Origin of the sequence: Paraburkholderia sp. BR14320 (assembly GCF_040948665.1) — a bacterium.
Taxonomy (GTDB): domain Bacteria; phylum Pseudomonadota; class Gammaproteobacteria; order Burkholderiales; family Burkholderiaceae; genus Paraburkholderia; species Paraburkholderia youngii.
In genome coordinates, this window is sequence record NZ_JBFPKG010000020.1 from 39,075 (window position 1) to 58,036 (window position 18,962).

Here is an 18,962-nt window from a genome sequence, read left to right on the forward strand (position 1 = left end):
CGGCCTGCTGTTGATCAGAATTGCGCCGCGGCGCGCGCTTCATGCACGCCGCCGCGGCGCAACCGGTCACGGCACGGTCACAGCGGTTTTTCGTACATGTAGCGGCGCGACCACGGCAGGGTTTTCGCGCTGCGGCCGGCTTTGCGGCACACCACCTGGAAGATCGACACGTCGTCGTTTTCGAACGCATAGGCGCAGCCGGCCAGATACACGCGCCAGATGCGGAATTTTTCGTCGTCGACGAGCTTGCGCGCCTGATCCGCGTGGGCTTCGAAATTTTCCGCCCAGATGTCGAGCGTGTGCGCATAGTGACGGCGCAGGCTTTCGACGTCAATCGGTTCGAGTCCGCCGCGCTGCATCGATTCGAGCGCGAGGCTGATATGCGGCAGCTCGCCGTCCGGGAACACGTAGCGGTCGATGAACTCGCCGCCGCCGAGCGCGGTTTCGCCGCTATCGGCGTCGCTCGACGTGATGCCGTGGTTCATCGCGATGCCGTCGTCGGCGAGCAGATCGTGGATCTTCTGGAAATAGCCGGGCAGGTTCTTGCGGCCGACGTGCTCGAACATGCCGACGCTCGTGATGCGGTCGAACTGCCCCGGGATGTCGCGATAGTCCTGCAGGCGGATTTCGATCTGGTTCTCGAGCCCGGCCGCTTTGACGCGCGCGGTGGCGAGATCGAACTGGTTCTGCGACAGCGTGACGCCGACGCACTTCGCGCCGAACTTCTGCGCGGCGCGCAGCACGAGTGCACCCCAGCCACAGCCGATGTCGAGCAGACGCTGGCCGGGCTGCAACTGGATTTTGGTCAGAATGTGATCGATTTTCTTCAGCTGCGCGGTCGCGAGGTCTTCGGTGCCGGTCTCGAAGTACGCGCACGAGTAGACCATGTTCTCGTCGAGCCACAGCTTGTAGAACTCGTTCGACACGTCGTAGTGGTACTGAATGGCTTTCTTATCCGACGTCTTCGAATGATTGAAGTAGCGCCGCACGCGCGCGAGCTTGCCGGCGCTCGTTACGGTACTGCGCGCGAGCTGATAGCCGATATTGATGATGTCCGACAGCTTGCCCTCGATGTCGATCTTGCCTTTGACATAGGCTTCGCCAAGATTGTCGAGGCTCGGTTCGAGCAGGTAGGGCAGCGCGGTTGCGCTCTTCACGTGTAGCGTGACCTGGGGCGCGGCGAACTGCCCGAAGTCGTGTTGCTGACCGTCCCACAGCACGAGGCGTGCGGGCAGGTTAGCTGTGCTTTTGACATCTTCAACCCACTGCGCCAGCTTTTTCTCCCAGAACATGTGATCTCTCCGTGTTCGTTGATTTAAAGCAAAGCTATGTGGATCGCGACAGCGTGCGGCGCATTCCGCGGGCCGCGCAACGCAATCCCGCCGACGCGCGCCGCTACGATGGCGGCGCGGCCGGCGTCATTCGTCCCATCATCGTCCGGTCAGGGTTGCAGGCGTGCGATCAGCCAGTTGGCGCCTTCATCCGCGCGCGTGAAAAGCAGCCGATCGTGCAGCCGCGATGGCCGCCCCTGCCAGAATTCGATCGCGTCGGGCACCAGACGGTAGCCACCCCAGTGCGGCGGACGCGGAGGATTTTCGCCGTATTGCAGGCTGATTTCGCGTTCGCGTACTTCGAGCTGCGAGCGGCTTTCAATTACCTGACTCTGATTCGATGCCCATGCGCCGATCCGCGAGCCGAGCGGACGCGATGCGAAATACGCGTCACTTTCTGCCTCGCTCGTTTTGACGACGCGGCCCTCGATGCGCACCTGGCGTTCGAGTTCGATCCAGTGAAACAGCAGGCTCGCGTAGGGGTTCGCGCTCAGTTCGCGGCCCTTGCGGCTTTCGTAGTTGGTGAAGAACACGAAACCACGCTCGTCGACGCCCTTGATGAGCACGATGCGTGCCGAAGGCCGGCCGCGCGCGTCGACTGTGGCAAGCGTCATCGCATTCGGCTCGGGCAGCTTGGCGTCGATGGCCTGCTGGAACCACGTGTCGAATTGACGGAACGGATCGTGGTTGACGTCGGCAACGTCCAGTGAGCCCAGCGAGTAGTTTTTCCGAAGCTCGGCGAGTGAGATCATGTTCTTATGCGAACGCTACAGTGGGCCAAGTATAGCTAAGGCGCCGGGTTTTTGCGCGCGAGCGGATCAACGTATGGCGGCCGCATGGTGCGAGCGCCAGGCCTGCAACGTTGGGTCGCGGCTCGGGGTCCTGCGCGGCTGCTTTCACGTGTTAAGGCAAAATACGGGCTGCGCGCCAGATTGGCCAAAGCGAATTGCCAATGCGCCGCCGCCTGTTACTTTCCGCCTGTGTTTTCGAGCCCTGCCATCATGTCCAGCACCACCGCGCAATCCGATCTTACTACCAGCCTCGACGCGAACGAAACCGCCGACCGCGCCCGCCGGTTCGGCGGCATCGCCCGTCTGTATGGCGCGCCCGCGCTCGCCGCGTTCGAGGGTGCGCACGTCGCGGTGATCGGCATCGGCGGGGTGGGGTCGTGGGTCGCGGAGGCGCTTGCGCGCAGCGCGCTCGGCACGCTGACGCTGATCGATCTGGACAACGTCGCGGAAAGCAACACTAACCGGCAGATTCACGCGCTCGACGGCAACTACGGAAAACCGAAGGTCGAAGCGATGGCCGAGCGCATCAAGGCGATCCATCCGTACTGCGACGTGCGCCTGATCGAAGACTTCGTCGAGCCGGACAATTTCGCGGCGACGCTCGGCGGCGGTTTCGACTATGTGATCGACGCGATCGACAGCGTGCGCACGAAGACCGCGCTGATCGCGTGGTGCGTCGAGCGCAAGCAGCCGCTGATCACGGTCGGCGGCGCGGGCGGTCAGCTCGACCCGACGCGTATCCGCATCGACGATCTGGCGCTGACGATCCAGGACCCGCTGCTGTCGAAGGTGCGCGGGCAGTTGCGCAAGCAGCACGGCTTTCCGCGTGGGCCGAAAGCGAAGTTCAAGGTGAGCGCCGTGTATTCCGACGAGCCGCTGATTTATCCGGAAGCGGCCGTTTGCGATATCGATGAAGAAGCCGAGCACGTGAGCACGTCGCCCGGACATACGGGGCCGGTCGGCTTGAACTGCGCGGGGTTTGGATCGAGCGTGTGTGTGACCGCGAGCTTTGGTTTCGCGGCCGCGGCGTATGTGTTGCGGGAGCTCGCGAAGAAGGCGACGGTTTAGGTGACAGCCTGGGCGACGGTTTCAACCGCTCCGACCCAGGCCGCCATCGGGCAAAACATCGCAAACGATCAGTTCAACGAGGCGCTCAGCTTGCGCCGCCACTGCGCCACCAGCTCCGGCTGATGCGCGGCGAGATCGAACACCGACAACATCGTCTTGCGGCCGATATCTTCGCGGAACCCGCGGTCGCGCTGCACGATCGCGAGCAGATGTTCGAGCGCCTGCGCATATTTGTGCCGCGCGATAAACGCATTCGCGAGATCGAAGCGCGCTTCGAGATCGTCGGGATTGCCCGCGACGCGCGCTTCGAGCGCATCGGTGGGCGGCAGGTCCGCGGCGGCGTCCACCGCGTCGAGCCTGGTTTTGATCGCGTTGAAACGCGCGTCGATGCCTTGCGTGGTTTTCGGCGACAGCAGATCGACTTCGTTGCGCGCCTCGTCGATGCGGTTGTCTTCGAGCAGCAACTCGATGCGGTCCATGCGCGCGTCGTCGAAGCCCGGGTCGTACGCGAGCGCCGCTTGCAGCAGGTCGTAGGCGTCGTCGCGGCGGCCTTCGGCGAGCGCGGTTTGCGCTTCGATGCGCGCCCCCGGCGCGCCCTGCGGCACGAGCCGGTCGAGGAACTCGCGCAGCTGTCCTTCCGTCAGCACGCCGATGAACTGATCGACGGCCTGGCCGTCGGCGAACGCGATCACGTGCGGAATGCTGCGCACCTGGAAGTGCGCGGCCAGTTCGTGGTTCTCGTCCACGTTGACCTTCACGAGCTTCCATTTGCCGGCGGCTTCGGCCTCGAGCTTTTCGAGCATCGGGCCGAGACTCTTGCAGGGGCCGCACCACGGCGCCCAGAAATCGACCAGCACCGGGGCCAGTATCGACGCCTTGATGACGTCCTGTTCGAAAGTGGCCAGAGTGGTGTCCATTGCGTCCTCGTCGATAGAAACGGTTTGTGGCTAGCTGGGGCCGAATCGCGCGATTTCAATGCGGTCCTGCGCGTGCGGCCCGGGCGCCGTTACTTGCGCTGCGGCAGCGGAACCCATTCGGTTTCGCCGGGCACGTGGCCCATTTCCTGATTCGTCCACGCGAGCTTCGCGGCTTCGATCTTCTCGCGTGAACTCGCGACGAAATTCCATTCGATGAAGCGCTCGCCGTCTAGCTTCTCGCCGCCGAGCAGCATCACGCGCGCGCCGTGGGTGCTCGCGAGCGTGACGGTTTCGTCCAGCGCGAGCACGGCCATCTGGCCGGCTTCGAGCGTGGTGCCGTCGATCTCCAGATCGCCTTCCACCAGATATACGCCGCGCTCCTCGTGCTCCGGTTCGAGCGCGAACGCGCTGCCCGGCGTGAAGTCGGCGGCCACGTACAGCGTGCCCGAGAACGTCGCGACCGGCGACACCGCGCCGAACGCGGTGCCCGCGATCACATGCAGCGTCACGCCATTGCGCTCGACGACCGGCAAGGTCGCCGCCGCATGATGCGCGAACGACGGCTCGGCGTCTTCATCGGCGAGCGGCAGAGCGACCCAAGTCTGGATGCCGTGAATTCTCTGGCCGCGTGCGCGGTCTTCGGCCGGCGTGCGCTCCGAATGGACGATGCCGCGCCCGGCCGTCATCCAGTTGACGTCGCCGGGGACGATCTTCTGCTCGGAGCCGAGACTGTCCCGATGCATGATCGCGCCGTCGAACAGATAGGTGACGGTCGCGAGGCCGATATGCGGATGCGGGCGCACGTCGAGGCCGGTGCCGGGTTCGAGGGTTGCTGGGCCCATGTGGTCGAAGAAGATGAACGGGCCGACGAGGCGCGCCGCCATCGCCGGCAGTACGCGCCGCACGGCCAGATTGCCGATGTCGCGTACGTGCGGTGTGAGGACGGCTTTGATCGAGGAGGTCATGGGCAGGCTCGCCGTGAAAGTGGAAGAAGAAAGCTGGAATGGACGATTCTACTGCGCGTCGCGCGCGGCCGACGGCAACGGTGCACGCTCGCGATCAGCGGGCGCGATGAACCGGGATCGCAGGCTCGGCTACACTGCCGGATCGAACCATTTCACTGGAGACCTGGATGTCGCCCAGGGACTTGCTGCTCGCGCTGATCGTCGTGGTCGCGTGGGGTGTCAATTTCGTCGTGATCAAGGTCGGCCTGCATGGTGTGCCGCCGATGCTGCTCGGCGCGCTGCGCTTTGCGCTCGCCGCGGTGCCGGCGGTGTTTTTCGTCAAGCGGCCGCAGATGCCGTGGCGGTGGCTGTTCGCCTACGGCGCGACGATCTCGTTCGGGCAATTCGCGTTCCTGTTCTCGGCGATGTATGTCGGCATGCCGGCGGGGCTCGCGTCGCTGGTACTGCAGGCGCAGGCGTTTTTCACGCTGATTTTCGCGGCGCTGTTTCTGCACGAACGCTTCCGATTGCCGAATGTCGCGGGCCTGCTGATCGCCGCGGCGGGGCTCGCGGTGATCGGTCTGCAAGGCGGCCACACGATGTCGCTGGTCGGATTCCTGCTGACGCTGTGCGCCGCGTGCATGTGGGCGCTCGGCAATATCGTCACGAAGAAGGTCGGCACGGTCGATCTGGTCGGACTCGTCGTGTGGGGCAGCCTGATTCCGCCGCTGCCGTTCTTCGCCGCGTCGTTCGTATTCGAGGGGCCGCGCGAGATCGCCGCCGCGCTGACCGGTATCAGCGCGTTGTCGATCTTCGCGATCGTCTATCTGGCGTTTATCGCGACCCTGGTCGGCTATGGCTTGTGGAGCCGTCTGCTGTCGCGCTATCCGGCGAGCCAGGTCGCGCCGTTCTCGCTGCTGGTGCCGATCGTCGGACTCGCGTCGGCTTCGTTGCTGCTCGGCGAGCAATTGTCGGCAATGCAGGTCGCGGGCGCATTGCTCGTGATGGCGGGGCTCGCGGTCAACGTGTTCGGCGGCTGGGTCGTGCAGCGCTTTATGCCGGCGCGCTGAGCAACTGTTGGGCCAGCGGCAGCGTACGGCGGCGTCTGCTACCCGCAAGCCAGGCACACGCTCCGGAAGCGCTGAGCTTGATCCGCGCGTTCCACACCAATCAGTGCGAAATGGCTTGGGCGGACGTGACACGCTGATACGGCAAACTGCCCGCGTGGCTCAAACGCTTGCGTGCGCGGCTCAAGCAACTTCCCAATGAAAACCGGCCCGGACGCACCTGTGCCCGGACCGTCCGCGGGGCTTCTTCATGCGAAAAAGACCGCGCCGTATCAGGCCTCCCGATCTTCGCCAGGCGTCGGCGCGACTCCATCAGAGGCTTCACGCGGCGAGAGCCGGCATTTCATCATTCCAGCCAACGCCAATACGTGCTGGAGGCGGTGAGTGCGTGCCGACATCACGTCATGCGGCTCTTCGCGAGCGGCGGATTCGCCGCGAAATAGCGCTTGATGCCGGTCAGAATCGCGTTGGCCATCTTGTCGCGATACGCGTCGTCGTTCAGGCGGCGCTCTTCATCCGGATTGCTGATGAACGCGGTCTCGACGAGGATCGACGGAATGTCCGGCGCCTTCAGCACCGCGAAGCCGGCCTGCTCGACCGAGCCCTTGTGCAGCTTGTTGATGTCGCCGATCTCCTTGAGCACGAAGTCGCCGTAGCGCATCGAGTCGCGAATCTGCGCGGTGGTCGACATGTCGAATAGCGCGCGGTTCACGGTGGCGTCGTCGGATTTGATGTTGATGCCGCCGATCAGGTCCGACGAGTTCTCTTTGTTCGCCATCCAGCGCGCGGCCGCGCTCGACGCGCCGTGCTCCGACAGCGCGAACACCGACGAACCCTTCGCCTCGGGCGTCGTGAACGCGTCCGCGTGGATCGACACGAACAGGTCCGCGCCGACGCGCCGCGCCTTCTGCACGCGCACGTTCAGCGGCACGAAGAAGTCGGCGTCGCGCGTCATCATCGCGCGCATGTTCGGCTGCGCGTCGATCTTCGCGCGCAGCTTCTTCGCGATGTCGAGCGCGACGTGCTTCTCGTAGGTGCCTGAGCCGCCGATCGCGCCCGGGTCTTCGCCGCCGTGACCAGGATCGATCGCGACGGTGAGCAGTCGCACGGTGTTGCTGCGGCCCGACTTCGGCGTGGTGAATGCGTAGGTGTCGCCGTTCTCGCCGAGGTTGTCGTTGTTGCTGTCGAGGCCGCGTGCGGTGCTGTTGCTATTGGCGTTGCCACCCTTGTTGCGGGCGATCGCGCTCGGCGGCGCGGACGGCGCAGAGGGTGTGGGCTGCCTGCCGGCAATCGCCGGCGCTGACGGCGCCGGCGTGCCACGCGCGGGCGGACGAGGTACGCCCGCGGCGCCGTTGCCTGCGCCACTACCCGCGCCACCGTTCTGCGCGTAATGCTCGAAGAACGCCTCGCTGTTGTCGACGGGCGGCGGCGTACTGGGGCCGGACAGCGTCGCGGGCGGCGCGCTGTTTTCTTCGTTCAGCGCCTGCTGCTTGCGCTCGGTCTGCGCGAGCAGGTCCATCAGGGGATCGGGCGCGACAGCGGGATACAGGTCGAACACCAGCCGGTACTTGTACGCGCCGACCGGCGGCAGCGCGAACACTTGCGGCTTCACCGAGCCCTTCAGGTCGAACACCATGCGCACCACGTGCGGCTGATACTGCCCGACCCGCACCGACGAAATCTGCGGATCGTTCGGCGTGATCTTCGACACCAGCTCCTTGAGCGCCTGATCGAGATCGAGGCCGTTCAGATCGACGACGAGCCGGTCCGGTCCCTGTAGCAGTTGCTGCGTGTTCTGCAGCGGCTGATCGGATTCGATCGTCACGCGCGTGTAGTCGCGCGCGGGCCACACGCGCACGCCGAGCACCGAGCTCGCAACCGCGAGACGCGGCGCGACGAGGCCGAGCACAAGCGTCGACGCGCCCGCGCGCAGGATCTGCCGGCGCCGCCAGTTATGGGTTGCGCCCGCTGCCGATTCGATCGAATGGAACGGTTTGATTAACATCTTTCGAGACATGCCTTTCCTGATTCGCTATAAGCGCGTGCGACGAGTACGCGTGCGTCCGCGTTTGCGTCCATGTTGCCGGCGAGCCCGAGCGAGAAGACGAGATCCGGTACGCCGAGCAGCGGTCCCGCGCGTTGCGGCCATTCGACGAGGCAGACCGCGCCGCTATCGAAATATTCGCGAAAGCCCGCGTCGGCCCATTCGGCCGGATCTGAGAATCTGTACAGATCGAAGTGATAGAGCGCGAGTTCCCCAGCAGGCCGCGCGAGCACATACGGTTCGACGAGCGTGTAGGTCGGACTGCGCACGCGGCCGGTGTGGCCGAGGCCGCGCAAGGTCGCGCGCACGAGCGTGGTTTTGCCGGCGCCGAGATCGCCGACGAGTTGGACTTGCAGGCCGTGGAATGCGAGGTCGCTTGCGGCGCCGGGCTGTGCTGACTGCGCCTGCTGCGAGGCCGCGCGCACGCTTTCGATCGCCTGTGCGAAGCGCGCGCCGAACGTCTGCGTCGCGGCTTCGTCCGCGAGCGCGAAAGAGCGTTCGAGCAGCACCGGGGCGGACGGTAGGGTCGCGTGATCGGGATTGACGGGCATTCTCGTAAAATGACGTGATGAACCGAAGTCCGAAGTCCCCTGTTTCCTGCACGCCCGCATCGGCCGATGATGCCGTGCGAGCTTCTGATGCAACGTCCCGTTTCGATGAGGCGGCGCTTCGTGCGCTCGCGCTCGACATCAAGACGTGGGGCCGTGAACTCGGTTTCGGGGCGATCGGCATTAGCGATACCGATCTGTCGGCCGCCGAAGCGCCGCTTGCAGCATGGCTCGAAGCGGGTTGCCACGGCGAGATGGATTATATGGCCAAACACGGCATGAAACGCGCGAGGCCCGCCGAGCTTGTGGCCGGCACGCGACGCGTGATCACCGTGCGCATCGCCTATTTGCCTGCGCGGACGCTGGAAGGTGAGGTGGCCAAGGGTGCGTATGAAGGGGCGCATGAAGCCGCCCCTGAAAGCATGCCGCAAGACGCAACGCCACCTGTCTCACGCGCGACACCCCGCGCGCGCGACTGGCGCGCGGCCGAGCATGCGAGGCTCGCGGACCCATCGACGGCGGTCGTATCGATCTATGCGCGCGGCCGCGACTATCACAAGGTGATGCGTCAGCGCCTGCAACAACTCGCCGACCGGATCGAAGCGGCGACCGGGCCGTTCGGCTATCGCGTGTTCACCGATTCGGCGCCAGTGCTCGAAGTCGAACTCGCGCAGAAGGCCGGCATCGGCTGGCGCGGCAAGCACACCTTGCTTTTGCAGCGCGACGCCGGCTCGCTGTTTTTCCTCGGCGAGATCTATGTCGACATCCCGCTGCCGACCGACGCCGAAATCTCGCCCGAGGTCGCGCCCGAAACGCCGGGCTCGCATTGCGGCAGCTGCGCGCGCTGCATCGGCGCCTGTCCGACCGGCGCGATCGTCGCGCCGTATAAGGTCGACGCGCGGCGCTGCATCTCGTATCTGACGATCGAGCTGAAGGGCAGCATTCCGCTCGAGCTGCGGCCGCTGATCGGCAATCGGGTGTATGGCTGTGATGATTGCCAGCTCGTGTGTCCGTGGAACAAGTTCGCGCAGGCCGCACCGGTCGCCGATTTCGATGTGCGGCACGGGCTCGATCGCGCGTCGCTGGTCGAACTGTTCGCGTGGAGCGCGCAGGAGTTCGATACGCGCATGCAGGGCAGCGCGATTCGCCGCATCGGCTACGAGTGCTGGCTGCGCAATCTCGCGGTCGGCATGGGCAACGCGTTGCGCGCCGCGCCCGGAGCTCTCGACGCCGATGCGCGCGACGCGATCGTGCGGGCGTTAAAGCAGCGAGCCGACGATCCGTCGGCGCTCGTGCGCGAGCATGTGGAGTGGGCGCTGGAAGCGGCGTAAAGTCGTGGCAATTCGGTGCCGGCAATCCGGCACGCTAGAGGAGCAGGCAATCATGTTCAACGCAGTGATCGATGCGCCGTTCGGCAAGGTCGGCATCCGGCTCGAAGGCGAGGCGGTGCGCGAGATCGTCTATCTGCCCGACTCGACGCGCAATGTCGCGCCCGAGACGCCGCTCGCACGCGAGGCGGCCGAGCAGATCGAGCGTTACTTCGAGAGCGCGTCCGCGAAGTTCGAGCTGCCGCTCGCCGTGTGCGGCACCGCGTTCCAGCGGCGCGTGTGGCAGGCGATCTGCGACATCCCGCCCGGTGTCGTGCTGACTTACGGACAACTCGCGAAGCAGCTCGGCAGCGTGCCGCGCGCGGTCGGCCAGGCGTGCGGCGCGAATTTCTTTCCGATCGTGATTCCGTGTCACCGCGTGGTGAGTGCGAGCGGCATCGGCGGCTTCGCGCACGATGGCGGCGATGGCTTCTTTCGCGACGTGAAGCGCTGGCTGCTCGCGCATGAAGGTGTGCCGTACGTATGAGCACGACCCCCGATACCGCTGAACACGTCGAAGACACAGCCGCCGTATCGCCGCTGCCGCTGACCAGCGCCGCATCGATCGACGCTTTTTGCGACGCGCTGTGGCTCGAACACGGCCTGTCGCGCAACACGCTCGACGCGTATCGCCGCGACTTGCGTCTATTCTGCGAATGGCTCGCGCACACGCGCAATGCGTCACTCGACACCGCGAGCGAAGCCGACCTGAGCGCCTACAGCGCGGCGCGGCAAAAGGACAAGGCGACCTCGGCGAACCGCCGGCTGTCGGTGTTTCGCCGCTATTACGCGTGGGCGGTGCGCGAGCATCGCGCGGCCGCCGATCCCACGTTGCGCATCCGCTCGGCGAAGCAGCCGCCGCGTTTTCCGTCGACCTTGAGCGAAGCGCAGGTCGAAGCGCTGCTCGGCGCGCCCGACCTCGGCACGCCGCTCGGCTTGCGCGATCGCACGATGCTCGAACTGATGTACGCGAGCGGCTTGCGCGTGACCGAACTGGTCACGCTGAAGACCGTCGAGGTGGGACTCAACGAAGGCGTCGTGCGCGTCACCGGCAAGGGCTCGAAGGAGCGGTTGGTGCCGTTCGGCGAAGAGGCGCACGCGTGGATCGAGCGCTATCTTCGCGAGGCGCGCCCGGCGCTGCTCGGCCCGCGCGCGGCCGACGCGCTATTCGTGACGGCACGCGCCGAAGGCATGACGCGCCAGCAGTTCTGGAACATCATCAAGCGACACGCGCAGGCGGCGGGTGTGCATGCGCCGTTGTCGCCGCATACGTTGCGGCATGCGTTCGCGACGCATCTGCTCAATCACGGTGCCGATCTGCGGGTCGTGCAATTGCTGCTCGGCCACACCGATATCTCGACGACGCAGATCTACACGCACGTCGCGCGAGAACGTCTGAAATCGCTGCACGCGCAGCATCATCCGCGCGGCTGAGCACGGTGCGAAGCGCGCGGGCCTGCGCTCGCTTCACACCAACTCGCGCAACCGGTGCTTGAGAATCTTGCCGGTCGATGCGGCCGGCAGCGACGCGAGCACCTTCGCCTCGGCCGGCCGCTTATACGGCGCGAGCCGCTCGCCGCACCACGCGATCAACTCCGCGGGCGCGACTGTCGCGCCGGCAATCAGCTCGACGAACGCGATCACCTCCTCGTTGCCCTCGACCGCGCGCCCGATCACCGCCGACTGCACGACCTGCGGATGCGCGTTCAGCACGTGCTCGACCTCGGCCGGATACACGTTGAAGCCCGAGCGGATGATCAGTTCCTTGCTGCGCCCGACGATATGCAATGCACCGTCCGCGTCCCGGCGCGCGAGGTCGCCGGTCTTCAGCCAGCCATTCTCGGTGACGGTCGCGCGGGTCTGCTCGGGGTTGCGGTAGTAGCCGAGCATCACGTTCGGGCCGCGCACCCACAGCTCGCCGATCTCGCCCGGCGCGGCTTCGACTCCGTCGAGTCCGACGAACTTCACTTCGACGCCCGGAATGACTTCGCCGACCGAGCAATCGGCGCGCGGTGCGTCGACCATCGTCTGTGACACGGTCGGGCTGCTTTCGGTCATGCCGTAGCCGTTGTGCAGCGGCAGACCGTACACGGTTTCTGCCTGCGACTTCAACGCGGCGTCGAGCGGCGAGCCGCCCGAGTACGCGAAGCGCAGTTGCGGCGCGGACCATGCGTGGCCGTGCGTGTGCAGATGTTCGAGCAGCTTCGCGTGCATCGCCGGCACGCCCTGGAAGATCGACACGTGCTCGTCGGCGAGGGCGCGGCGCACCGCTTCCGGCACGAAGCGCGGCGCGAGCCGCAACGTCGCGCCCGCATGCAGGCTGCCGAGGCATACCGATGCGAAGCCGTACACATGCGAGATCGGCAGCACCGCATAGACGACGTCTTCAGGTCCGACCTGGCGCAGCCGGCTCGACACGGCCGCGATGTACAGCAGATTGCGATGCGACAGCATCACGCCCTTCGGTGCGCCGGTGGTGCCGGTCGTGTAGATCAGCGCCGCGCATTGGTGGTCGCTGGCGGCTTCGACCGCTTCGGCCTGCACGCTGCCGTCCAACGCGTATGACCATGCGCCGATGTCCGGCGACAGCGCAGGTGCCGGTGTCGCTCGATGACGCTCAGCCTGCTGGCGCGCGTCGGGCGAGCTTTCGACCGCATACGCGACGACGCGCGGTTGTGCATGCGCGCGGATCGAATCGAGTTCGGCGGCCGACAGGCGCGCGTTCGATACCAGCGCCCACGCGTCGAGCCTGGCGGTCGCGAACAGCAGCACGACCTGCGCGATGCTGTTCTCCGCGACGATTATCACGCGATCGCCGCCGCGCACGCCCCATTCGCGCAGCAGCGCGGCGGCGGCATCGACGGCCTCTAGCAGTTGCTCGTTGGTCAGGCGGCGCGCATCTTCGATCAGCGCGACATGCCGCGGATCGCGTGCGGCGGCGAGCGCCGGAATGTCGCTGATGCGCGCGGGTAGGGCGGCGAGCAGCGCAGGGATGTCGATCGTGGAACGGATGGATGAAGCCTGGTTCAACGCTGCCTCCTCTGGTCCCGTGCAATTGGTTGCAAGACTAAATTCGTAGCTCTGCGCGTACTATTTCGCACCCTGCCGGCATAATTTCGAACGATCGTGCCACAAGCGTCGAACCCGCACAATTGCCGGTTCGGCAAATAGCCGTTGTGCAATCTCGCCATTACAATGCGCCGATGAGCAAATCCAGACACGTGTCCGAAACCCCCGCCACGCAACTGCTGCGCCGTCACGGCGTCACGTTCGGCGAACATCCTTACGACTACGTCGAGCATGGCGGTACCGCGGAATCGGCGCGCCAGCTCGGCGTCGACGAGCATCATGTCGTGAAGACGCTGGTGATGGAAGACGAGCACGCGAAGCCGTTGATCGTGCTGATGCATGGCGATCGCACCGTCAGCACCAAGAACCTCGCGCGGCAGATCGGCGCGAAGCGCGTCGAGCCGTGCAAGCCCGAAGTCGCGAACCGGCATTCGGGTTATCTGATCGGCGGCACCTCGCCGTTCGGCACGCGCAAGCAGATGCCGGTGTATGTCGAGTCGACCATTCTCGAGATGGACAAAATCTGGTTGAACGGAGGGCGGCGCGGTTTTCTCGTCAGCATCGAGCCGAAAGTGCTCTCGGATCTGCTCGCGGCGAAGCCGGTGCAGTGCGCGAGCGTGGACTGACGCCGACGGGCGAGTTGACGTTTGCCTGAATGTTTTTCGCGCGGACGCCTTCGGTAAAATGTGCGCCGCCTCGTTTCGACGGGCGTACCCTGTTGCGGTTGGGGTATCGAATGTCAGACCGCGATCCTTATAAGAGTCCTAGATGCAAAACCTGATCGTCGCTGTCGTTGCCTATCTGATCGGTTCGTTGTCGTTTGCCGTGATCGTGAGCGCCGCGATGGGTCTCGACGACCCGCGCTCGTACGGCTCGGGCAACCCGGGCGCCACCAATGTGCTGCGCAGCGGCAGCAAGAAGGCCGCGATTCTGACGCTGATCGGCGACGCCTTCAAGGGCTGGCTGCCGGTGTGGCTGGTCGTGCAATTCGGTGCACGCTACGGGCTCGACGAGCGCTCGATCGCGATTGCGTCGCTCGCGGTGTTTCTCGGTCACCTGTATCCGGTCTTCTTCCGCTTCAAGGGCGGCAAGGGTGTCGCGACCGCTGCGGGCGTGCTGCTCGCGATCAACCCGACGCTCGGCGTCGCGACCTTGCTGACCTGGATCATCGTCGCGTTCTTCACGCGCTATTCGTCGCTGGCGGCGCTGTGCTCGGCGCTGTTCGCGCCGCTTTTCTACGTGTTTCTGTTCGGGCCGCGCATCGTTGCGCTCGCGGTTCTGGTGATGAGCCTGCTGCTCGTGTGGCGACATCGCGGCAATATCGCGAAGCTGATGAAGGGGCAGGAGAGCCGTATCGGCGACAAGAAGAAGGCCGCGAGTCCGGCGGCCGGCAACGATCTTTGAAGTGGGCAGAGCCGCATCGCCCGGCCTGAGGCGAAGCGGCTCGAAGACTTTGGGCGCGGCGCAGCGCGTTGCGCTGCAAGCCTCGCGCGCCGTACTGCTTAGTCGCGGAAGTTGTTGAAGTCGAGGGGCGTGTCGGTCACGTCCTTGCGCAGCATCGCGATCACGCTTTGCAGATCGTCGCGCTTCGCACCCGTGATGCGCACCGCGTCGCCCTGAATGCTCGCCTGAACCTTGATCTTGCTGTCCTTCACCAGGCGCACGATTTTCTTCGACAGATCGCCCGACACGCCCTTCTTGATCTTGATGACCTGCTTGACCTTGTCGCCGCCGATCTTCTCGATCTTGCCGTAGTCGAGGAAGCGCACGTCGACGTTGCGCTTGGCCATTTTCGACAGCAGCACGTCCTTCACCTGGCCGAGCTTGAAGTCGTCGTCGGCGTACGCGGTGATTTCGTTTTCCTTGTGCTCGACGCGCGCGTCGGACCCCTTGAAGTCGAAACGCGTCGAAATTTCCTTGTTGGACTGCTCGATCGCGTTCTTGACTTCGATCATGTTCGCTTCGCAGACGACGTCAAACGATGGCATTGCTTTCTCCCAATAGTGCGGCAGTGCGCGACGCGGCCGGACGGCTGCGCGCGAGGCACTCGCTATAATCACGGACCGGACGTCATTTTACCGACGCCGCTCTCTTTTGCCCAAGGCCGCCGCGCGGCGCTGCTCGTGTAGTCAGGCGCGGTATTGGTCGTTTTTCGTTGTTTGCTGTTGCTTCCCGTTGTTGCCCTGTTGCCATTCCGATGCCCCAATCCGCTCTTGCCGCTCCCGTCGTCGCGTCTCTCATGGCCGGCTATTCGCTGAAGGCCCACAACACGTTCGGCTTCGACGTGCGCGCGCAGTTCGCGTGCCTGATCGAGCGTGAGGAGCAATTACCCGCTGCGGTGCGCGATCCGCGCGTCGCGGGCCTGCCGTGCCTCGTGCTCGGTGGCGGCAGCAACGTCGTGCTGACCGGCGACTTCGCCGGGCTCGTGCTGCTGGTGGCGCTGCGCGGCCGCCGCGTGGTGCGCGAGGATCAGCATGCGTGGTATGTCGAGGCGGCCGGCGGCGAGCCGTGGCACGAGTTCGTCGCGTGGACGTTGGCGCAGGGCATGCCCGGCCTCGAGAATCTCGCGCTGATACCGGGCACGGTCGGCGCGGCGCCGATCCAGAACATCGGCGCGTACGGGCTCGAAATCTGCGAACGCTTCGCATCGCTGAGGGCGATCGAGCTCGCGACCGGCAACGCCGTCGAACTCGGCGCCGATGCATGCCGGTTCGGCTATCGTGACAGCTTCTTCAAGCGGGAAGGGCGCGAGCGCTTCGTGATCACGTCGGTCACGTTCCGTTTGCCGAAGGCGTGGCAGCCGCGCGCGGGCTACGCGGATCTCGCCCGTGAGCTGGCGGCACGCGGTCCCGCGGCAAGCCAACTGGAAGCCGATGGTGCGGCCCTGCAGCCGACCGCGCAGGCCATTTTCGATGCGGTCGTCGCCGTGCGGCGCGCGAAGCTGCCCGATCCGCTCGAACTGGGCAATGCGGGGAGCTTCTTCAAAAATCCGGTGATCGAGGCCGCGCAGTTCGAGGCGCTGAAGCGCCGCGAGCCGGAAATCGTGTCGTACGCACAAGCGGATGGCCGGGTCAAGCTGGCGGCCGGCTGGCTGATCGACCGATGCGGCTGGAAGGGCCGCGCGATGGGCGCGGCCGCCGTGCATGAACGCCAGGCGCTGGTGCTGGTGAATCGCGGTGGCGCGAGCGGCACGGAAGTGCTGGCGCTGGCGCGGGCGATCCAGCACGAAGTGTTCGAGCAATTTGGCGTGGAGCTGGAGGCGGAGCCGGTTTGCCTGTGAGCGGAAGTGCGCTCTATGCGCGCTGACGTGCGGCGCTGAGTTTCACCACCGACGAATGCAAAAAGGCGCCGGGAGTTTCCTCCCGGCGCCTTTTTTTGTACCGTAGTCCCGGCGAGTGCCTGGTCAGCGGCCCGCTCAGTGATTGAGCTTGCCGAGCAGCAGGTATTCCATCAACGCCTTCTGCACGTGCAGACGGTTTTCCGCTTCATCCCACACGACGCTCTGCGGTCCGTCGATCACTTCCGCGCTGACCTCCTCGCCGCGATGGGCGGGCAGGCAGTGCATGAAGAGCGCGTCGGGATTCGCGCGCGCCATCATGTCGGCGTCCACGCACCAGTCGGCGAAGGCCTTCTTGCGCGCTTCGTTCTCGGCCTCGAAGCCCATGCTGGTCCACACGTCGGTGGTGACGAGATCGGCGCCCGCGCAGGCTTCGTTCGGGTCGTCGAACTCCTCGTAGAACGGCGCGCTTTCCGCCGCGACGAGCGCGCGGTCGAGCTTGTAGCCGGGCGGCGTGGACAGGCGCAGCTTGAAGCCGAGGATCTGCGCGGCTTCGATCCATGTGTACAGCATGTTGTTTGCGTCGCCGACCCACGCGACCGTCTTGTCGCGGATCGGACCGCGATGTTCGAAGTACGTGAAGATGTCCGCGAGCACCTGGCACGGGTGATACTCGTTCGTGAGCCCGTTGATCACCGGCACGCGCGAATTTTCGGCGAAGCGCTGGATGATGTCCTGGCCGAACGTGCGGATCATGATGATGTCCACCATGCGCGAGATGACCTGGGCGGCATCTTCGATCGGCTCGCCGCGGCCGAGCTGCGTGTCGCGCGTGCTCATGAACACCGCGTGGCCGCCCAACTGGAAGATGCCGGCTTCGAACGACAGGCGCGTGCGCGTCGAATTCTTTTCGAAGATCATCGCCAGCGTGCGGTCATGCAGCGGGTGATAGGTCTCGTAGTTCTTGAATTTGCGTTTCAGGATGCGCGCGCGTTCCAGCACGTACTCGTAGTCTTCCAGCGAGAAGTCCTTGAACTGCAGGTAGTGGCGAATTTTCTTGGCGGTCATGAAACAAATACGGCGGTCTCACCCGGCAGGGTTGCCGGACTGCGCCGCCGTCGGTTTGGTGGTAACTCAATCCAGCATAAAGGATTTCGCCCTGTTTGACGAGTCAGCTGGAAGGCTGTGAAAGCGATTAGAAAGCTAGTGGAAGGCATTGTGTCGGGCTGCGCGAGGTCATCGGAGGGCACTTGTGTGCGCTGCGGAAAAGGGCCCGCTGCGCTATAATTTAAGGGTTATCCCATAGCCCAGCAGGCCGGCGTTTCGCATCAAGAAACGCGGCTGGCGCGGCGCGGAAAGTCCGCATGGCGTGGCCGTCATGACAGGCGCCAGAGCGGTTCAGCCGGTTCGCCGCAGCGGTTCTCGTGGTGCGGCTCGTCATTGTTGCGTTAGCGCCAGGTCCCACGCACGTCGCAGGTGGCTGCAAGCGCTCGCCGTGCATGCCGCTTGCAGTGAATTCGAGCGTGCAATCGGTGTCGCCGGTTGGTCGTCAGTCCGCTGGGCAGTCACACAGGTATTTCTACATGGCCGAAGCAGCTCCAATCGAATATTTCATTCAGGGCATTACGTCGACCGGGAAAAGATTTCGGCCGAGCGACTGGTCGGAGCGGCTCGCGGGCGTCATGTCGTCGTTCGGGCCCGGCGTGAGGAAGGGGCCGAACGCCTATATGCAGTACTCGCTGTACGTGCGGCCAACCATGATCGGCGATCTCAAATGCGTGATTCTCGATTCGCGGCTGCGCGACATCGAGCCAATGGCCTTCGATTTCGTTCTGAACTTCGCGAAAGACAACGACCTCCTCGTCACCGAGGCGTGCGAACTGGAACTCGAGCATGCGCCTGCGCCGGAAGCCAAACGGCATGCGATCTGACGCAAGCTGGCCGGATCGGCAAAAGCAAAAACAAAAACCCGCAAGCAGCGGGTTTTTTTGTGGCTGGTCACCAAGCCAAAACAAAAAAGCCCGCCAAAGCGGGCTTCTTGTGCAGCGGAAACAGGAGGTAGCCCACCGAAGCGGGCCGACCGGAATTACTGCGCTGCGGGCGCTTGCAGACCCTTGATGGCTGCAGCGAGGCGGCTCTTGTGGCGAGCTGCCTTGTTCTTGTGAATGATGTTCTTGTCGGCGATGATGTCGATGGTCTTCGACGATGCCTTGAAGATTTCGGCGGCCTTGGCTTGGTCGCCTGCGTCGATTGCCTTGCGGACAGCCTTGATAGCCGTGCGGAACTTCGAGCGCAGTGCCGAGTTGTGCGAGTTTGCCTTCGCGGCCTGGCGGGCGCGCTTGCGTGCTTGTGCGGAGTTAGCCATGACGGTTCCTTATCCTGTTCCTGTTTCCAGTACCCGGCCTTCAACGATGAGGCGAGGTGCTGCTTCTCGATCCGAACCCTTGGAAGCGATTGCCCAAGGGCGCAAAAGTGTCGAAAAAATCGATCGAACTACGCGAAGGCGGGCCCGTGTTTCAAGGCTTCGGATGTATTGACA

The 18,962-nt window shown here is 64.9% G+C and carries 19 protein-coding genes; 9 read left to right on the forward strand and 10 right to left on the reverse strand.

The window, feature by feature from the left end; genetic code table 11:
- Positions 1-77: 77 nt before the first annotated feature.
- Positions 78-1,292, reverse strand: a complete 1,215-nt coding sequence (locus AB3X89_RS19590; RefSeq protein WP_368584741.1) for a class I SAM-dependent methyltransferase — start codon at positions 1,290-1,292, stop codon at positions 78-80.
- A gap of 149 nt (positions 1,293-1,441) precedes the next feature.
- Positions 1,442-2,083: a pyridoxamine 5'-phosphate oxidase gene (gene pdxH / locus AB3X89_RS19595; protein ID WP_176135999.1), complete on the reverse strand. Its 642-nt coding sequence runs from the start codon at positions 2,081-2,083 to the stop codon at positions 1,442-1,444.
- A 249-nt stretch (positions 2,084-2,332) separates the two neighbouring features.
- Between pdxH and tcdA the strand changes: the two genes are divergently transcribed.
- On the forward strand, positions 2,333-3,190 hold the full coding sequence (gene tcdA / locus AB3X89_RS19600) for a tRNA cyclic N6-threonylcarbamoyladenosine(37) synthase TcdA (protein ID WP_368584742.1): 858 nt from the start codon (positions 2,333-2,335) through the stop codon (positions 3,188-3,190).
- Between the two features lie 68 nt (positions 3,191-3,258).
- Here tcdA and trxA read toward each other — a convergent pair whose 3' ends face one another.
- Both trxA and AB3X89_RS19610 read right to left on the reverse strand, forming a co-directional pair.
- Complete coding sequence (gene trxA, locus AB3X89_RS19605; protein ID WP_368584743.1) at positions 3,259-4,107, reverse strand: thioredoxin; 849 nt, start codon at positions 4,105-4,107, stop codon at positions 3,259-3,261.
- A gap of 89 nt (positions 4,108-4,196) precedes the next feature.
- Complete coding sequence (locus AB3X89_RS19610; RefSeq protein WP_368584744.1) at positions 4,197-5,072, reverse strand: pirin family protein; 876 nt, start codon at positions 5,070-5,072, stop codon at positions 4,197-4,199.
- A 167-nt stretch (positions 5,073-5,239) separates the two neighbouring features.
- Here AB3X89_RS19610 and AB3X89_RS19615 point away from each other — a divergent pair, with 167 nt between their 5' ends.
- Positions 5,240-6,121 carry an EamA family transporter gene (locus AB3X89_RS19615; protein WP_368584745.1) on the forward strand — a complete coding sequence of 294 codons (882 nt, stop codon included), beginning with the start codon at positions 5,240-5,242 and terminating at the stop codon, positions 6,119-6,121.
- 394 nt (positions 6,122-6,515) lie between these two features.
- Here AB3X89_RS19615 and AB3X89_RS19620 read toward each other — a convergent pair whose 3' ends face one another.
- A complete protein-coding gene (locus AB3X89_RS19620) occupies positions 6,516-8,135 on the reverse strand; it encodes an N-acetylmuramoyl-L-alanine amidase (RefSeq protein ID WP_368584746.1) in 1,620 nt (539 codons plus the stop codon).
- Complete coding sequence (tsaE, locus tag AB3X89_RS19625) at positions 8,117-8,713, reverse strand: tRNA (adenosine(37)-N6)-threonylcarbamoyltransferase complex ATPase subunit type 1 TsaE (RefSeq protein ID WP_368584747.1); 597 nt, start codon at positions 8,711-8,713, stop codon at positions 8,117-8,119. The genes AB3X89_RS19620 and tsaE overlap by 19 nt, the downstream gene beginning before the upstream one ends.
- A gap of 17 nt (positions 8,714-8,730) precedes the next feature.
- Between tsaE and queG the strand changes: the two genes are divergently transcribed.
- The 3 genes from queG to xerD are packed head-to-tail and all read left to right on the forward strand — an operon-like array spanning position 8,731 to position 11,511.
- Entirely contained in the window at positions 8,731-10,041 is a 1,311-nt protein-coding gene (queG, locus tag AB3X89_RS19630; RefSeq protein ID WP_368584748.1) for a tRNA epoxyqueuosine(34) reductase QueG, read from the forward strand.
- A gap of 52 nt (positions 10,042-10,093) precedes the next feature.
- Positions 10,094-10,564, forward strand: a complete 471-nt coding sequence (locus AB3X89_RS19635) for a methylated-DNA--[protein]-cysteine S-methyltransferase (protein WP_368584749.1) — start codon at positions 10,094-10,096, stop codon at positions 10,562-10,564.
- On the forward strand, positions 10,561-11,511 hold the full coding sequence (gene xerD, locus AB3X89_RS19640; RefSeq protein WP_368584750.1) for a site-specific tyrosine recombinase XerD: 951 nt from the start codon (positions 10,561-10,563) through the stop codon (positions 11,509-11,511). Before AB3X89_RS19635 ends, xerD begins: the two co-directional genes overlap by 4 nt.
- Before the next feature lie 33 nt (positions 11,512-11,544).
- Here the strand turns inward: xerD and AB3X89_RS19645 are convergent, their stop codons facing one another.
- A complete protein-coding gene (locus AB3X89_RS19645) occupies positions 11,545-13,107 on the reverse strand; it encodes a class I adenylate-forming enzyme family protein (RefSeq protein WP_368584751.1) in 1,563 nt (520 codons plus the stop codon).
- 173 nt (positions 13,108-13,280) lie between these two features.
- On the opposite strand from AB3X89_RS19645, the gene ybaK reads away from it, so the two are divergent.
- Together ybaK and plsY are read left to right on the forward strand one after the other, a co-directional pair.
- Positions 13,281-13,772: a Cys-tRNA(Pro) deacylase gene (ybaK, locus tag AB3X89_RS19650; protein WP_368584752.1), complete on the forward strand. Its 492-nt coding sequence runs from the start codon at positions 13,281-13,283 to the stop codon at positions 13,770-13,772.
- 142 nt (positions 13,773-13,914) lie between these two features.
- Positions 13,915-14,550 carry a glycerol-3-phosphate 1-O-acyltransferase PlsY gene (gene plsY / locus AB3X89_RS19655; RefSeq protein WP_368584753.1) on the forward strand — a complete coding sequence of 212 codons (636 nt, stop codon included), beginning with the start codon at positions 13,915-13,917 and terminating at the stop codon, positions 14,548-14,550.
- A gap of 98 nt (positions 14,551-14,648) precedes the next feature.
- Here plsY and AB3X89_RS19660 read toward each other — a convergent pair whose 3' ends face one another.
- Positions 14,649-15,134 carry a YajQ family cyclic di-GMP-binding protein gene (locus AB3X89_RS19660; RefSeq protein ID WP_018421633.1) on the reverse strand — a complete coding sequence of 162 codons (486 nt, stop codon included), beginning with the start codon at positions 15,132-15,134 and terminating at the stop codon, positions 14,649-14,651.
- A 209-nt stretch (positions 15,135-15,343) separates the two neighbouring features.
- Between AB3X89_RS19660 and murB the strand changes: the two genes are divergently transcribed.
- Positions 15,344-16,426 carry a UDP-N-acetylmuramate dehydrogenase gene (gene murB / locus AB3X89_RS19665; RefSeq protein WP_368584754.1) on the forward strand — a complete coding sequence of 361 codons (1,083 nt, stop codon included), beginning with the start codon at positions 15,344-15,346 and terminating at the stop codon, positions 16,424-16,426.
- 135 nt (positions 16,427-16,561) lie between these two features.
- Here the strand turns inward: murB and argF are convergent, their stop codons facing one another.
- A complete protein-coding gene (gene argF / locus AB3X89_RS19670; RefSeq protein ID WP_013090355.1) occupies positions 16,562-17,491 on the reverse strand; it encodes an ornithine carbamoyltransferase in 930 nt (309 codons plus the stop codon).
- Between the two features lie 515 nt (positions 17,492-18,006).
- Here argF and AB3X89_RS19675 point away from each other — a divergent pair.
- Positions 18,007-18,354, forward strand: a complete 348-nt coding sequence (locus AB3X89_RS19675; protein ID WP_368584755.1) for a DUF3579 domain-containing protein — start codon at positions 18,007-18,009, stop codon at positions 18,352-18,354.
- A gap of 155 nt (positions 18,355-18,509) precedes the next feature.
- Here AB3X89_RS19675 and rpsT read toward each other — a convergent pair whose 3' ends face one another.
- Entirely contained in the window at positions 18,510-18,788 is a 279-nt protein-coding gene (gene rpsT, locus AB3X89_RS19680; protein ID WP_013090353.1) for a 30S ribosomal protein S20, read from the reverse strand.
- Positions 18,789-18,962 lie beyond the last annotated feature (174 nt).

Coding starts and splice junctions, on each gene's coding strand:
- AB3X89_RS19590 (WP_368584741.1), bottom strand. CDS start 1,292: ATGTTCTGGGAGAAAAAGCTGGCGCAGTGGGTTGAAGATGTCAAAAGC.
- pdxH (WP_176135999.1), bottom strand. CDS start 2,083: ATGATCTCACTCGCCGAGCTTCGGAAAAACTACTCGCTGGGCTCACTG.
- tcdA (WP_368584742.1), top strand. CDS start 2,333: ATGTCCAGCACCACCGCGCAATCCGATCTTACTACCAGCCTCGACGCG.
- trxA (WP_368584743.1), bottom strand. CDS start 4,107: ATGGACACCACTCTGGCCACTTTCGAACAGGACGTCATCAAGGCGTCG.
- AB3X89_RS19610 (WP_368584744.1), bottom strand. CDS start 5,072: ATGACCTCCTCGATCAAAGCCGTCCTCACACCGCACGTACGCGACATC.
- AB3X89_RS19615 (WP_368584745.1), top strand. CDS start 5,240: ATGTCGCCCAGGGACTTGCTGCTCGCGCTGATCGTCGTGGTCGCGTGG.
- AB3X89_RS19620 (WP_368584746.1), bottom strand. CDS start 8,135: ATGTCTCGAAAGATGTTAATCAAACCGTTCCATTCGATCGAATCGGCA.
- tsaE (WP_368584747.1), bottom strand. CDS start 8,713: ATGCCCGTCAATCCCGATCACGCGACCCTACCGTCCGCCCCGGTGCTG.
- queG (WP_368584748.1), top strand. CDS start 8,731: ATGAACCGAAGTCCGAAGTCCCCTGTTTCCTGCACGCCCGCATCGGCC.
- AB3X89_RS19635 (WP_368584749.1), top strand. CDS start 10,094: ATGTTCAACGCAGTGATCGATGCGCCGTTCGGCAAGGTCGGCATCCGG.
- xerD (WP_368584750.1), top strand. CDS start 10,561: ATGAGCACGACCCCCGATACCGCTGAACACGTCGAAGACACAGCCGCC.
- ybaK (WP_368584752.1), top strand. CDS start 13,281: ATGAGCAAATCCAGACACGTGTCCGAAACCCCCGCCACGCAACTGCTG.
- plsY (WP_368584753.1), top strand. CDS start 13,915: ATGCAAAACCTGATCGTCGCTGTCGTTGCCTATCTGATCGGTTCGTTG.
- AB3X89_RS19660 (WP_018421633.1), bottom strand. CDS start 15,134: ATGCCATCGTTTGACGTCGTCTGCGAAGCGAACATGATCGAAGTCAAG.
- murB (WP_368584754.1), top strand. CDS start 15,344: ATGCCCCAATCCGCTCTTGCCGCTCCCGTCGTCGCGTCTCTCATGGCC.
- argF (WP_013090355.1), bottom strand. CDS start 17,491: ATGACCGCCAAGAAAATTCGCCACTACCTGCAGTTCAAGGACTTCTCG.
- AB3X89_RS19675 (WP_368584755.1), top strand. CDS start 18,007: ATGGCCGAAGCAGCTCCAATCGAATATTTCATTCAGGGCATTACGTCG.
- rpsT (WP_013090353.1), bottom strand. CDS start 18,788: ATGGCTAACTCCGCACAAGCACGCAAGCGCGCCCGCCAGGCCGCGAAG.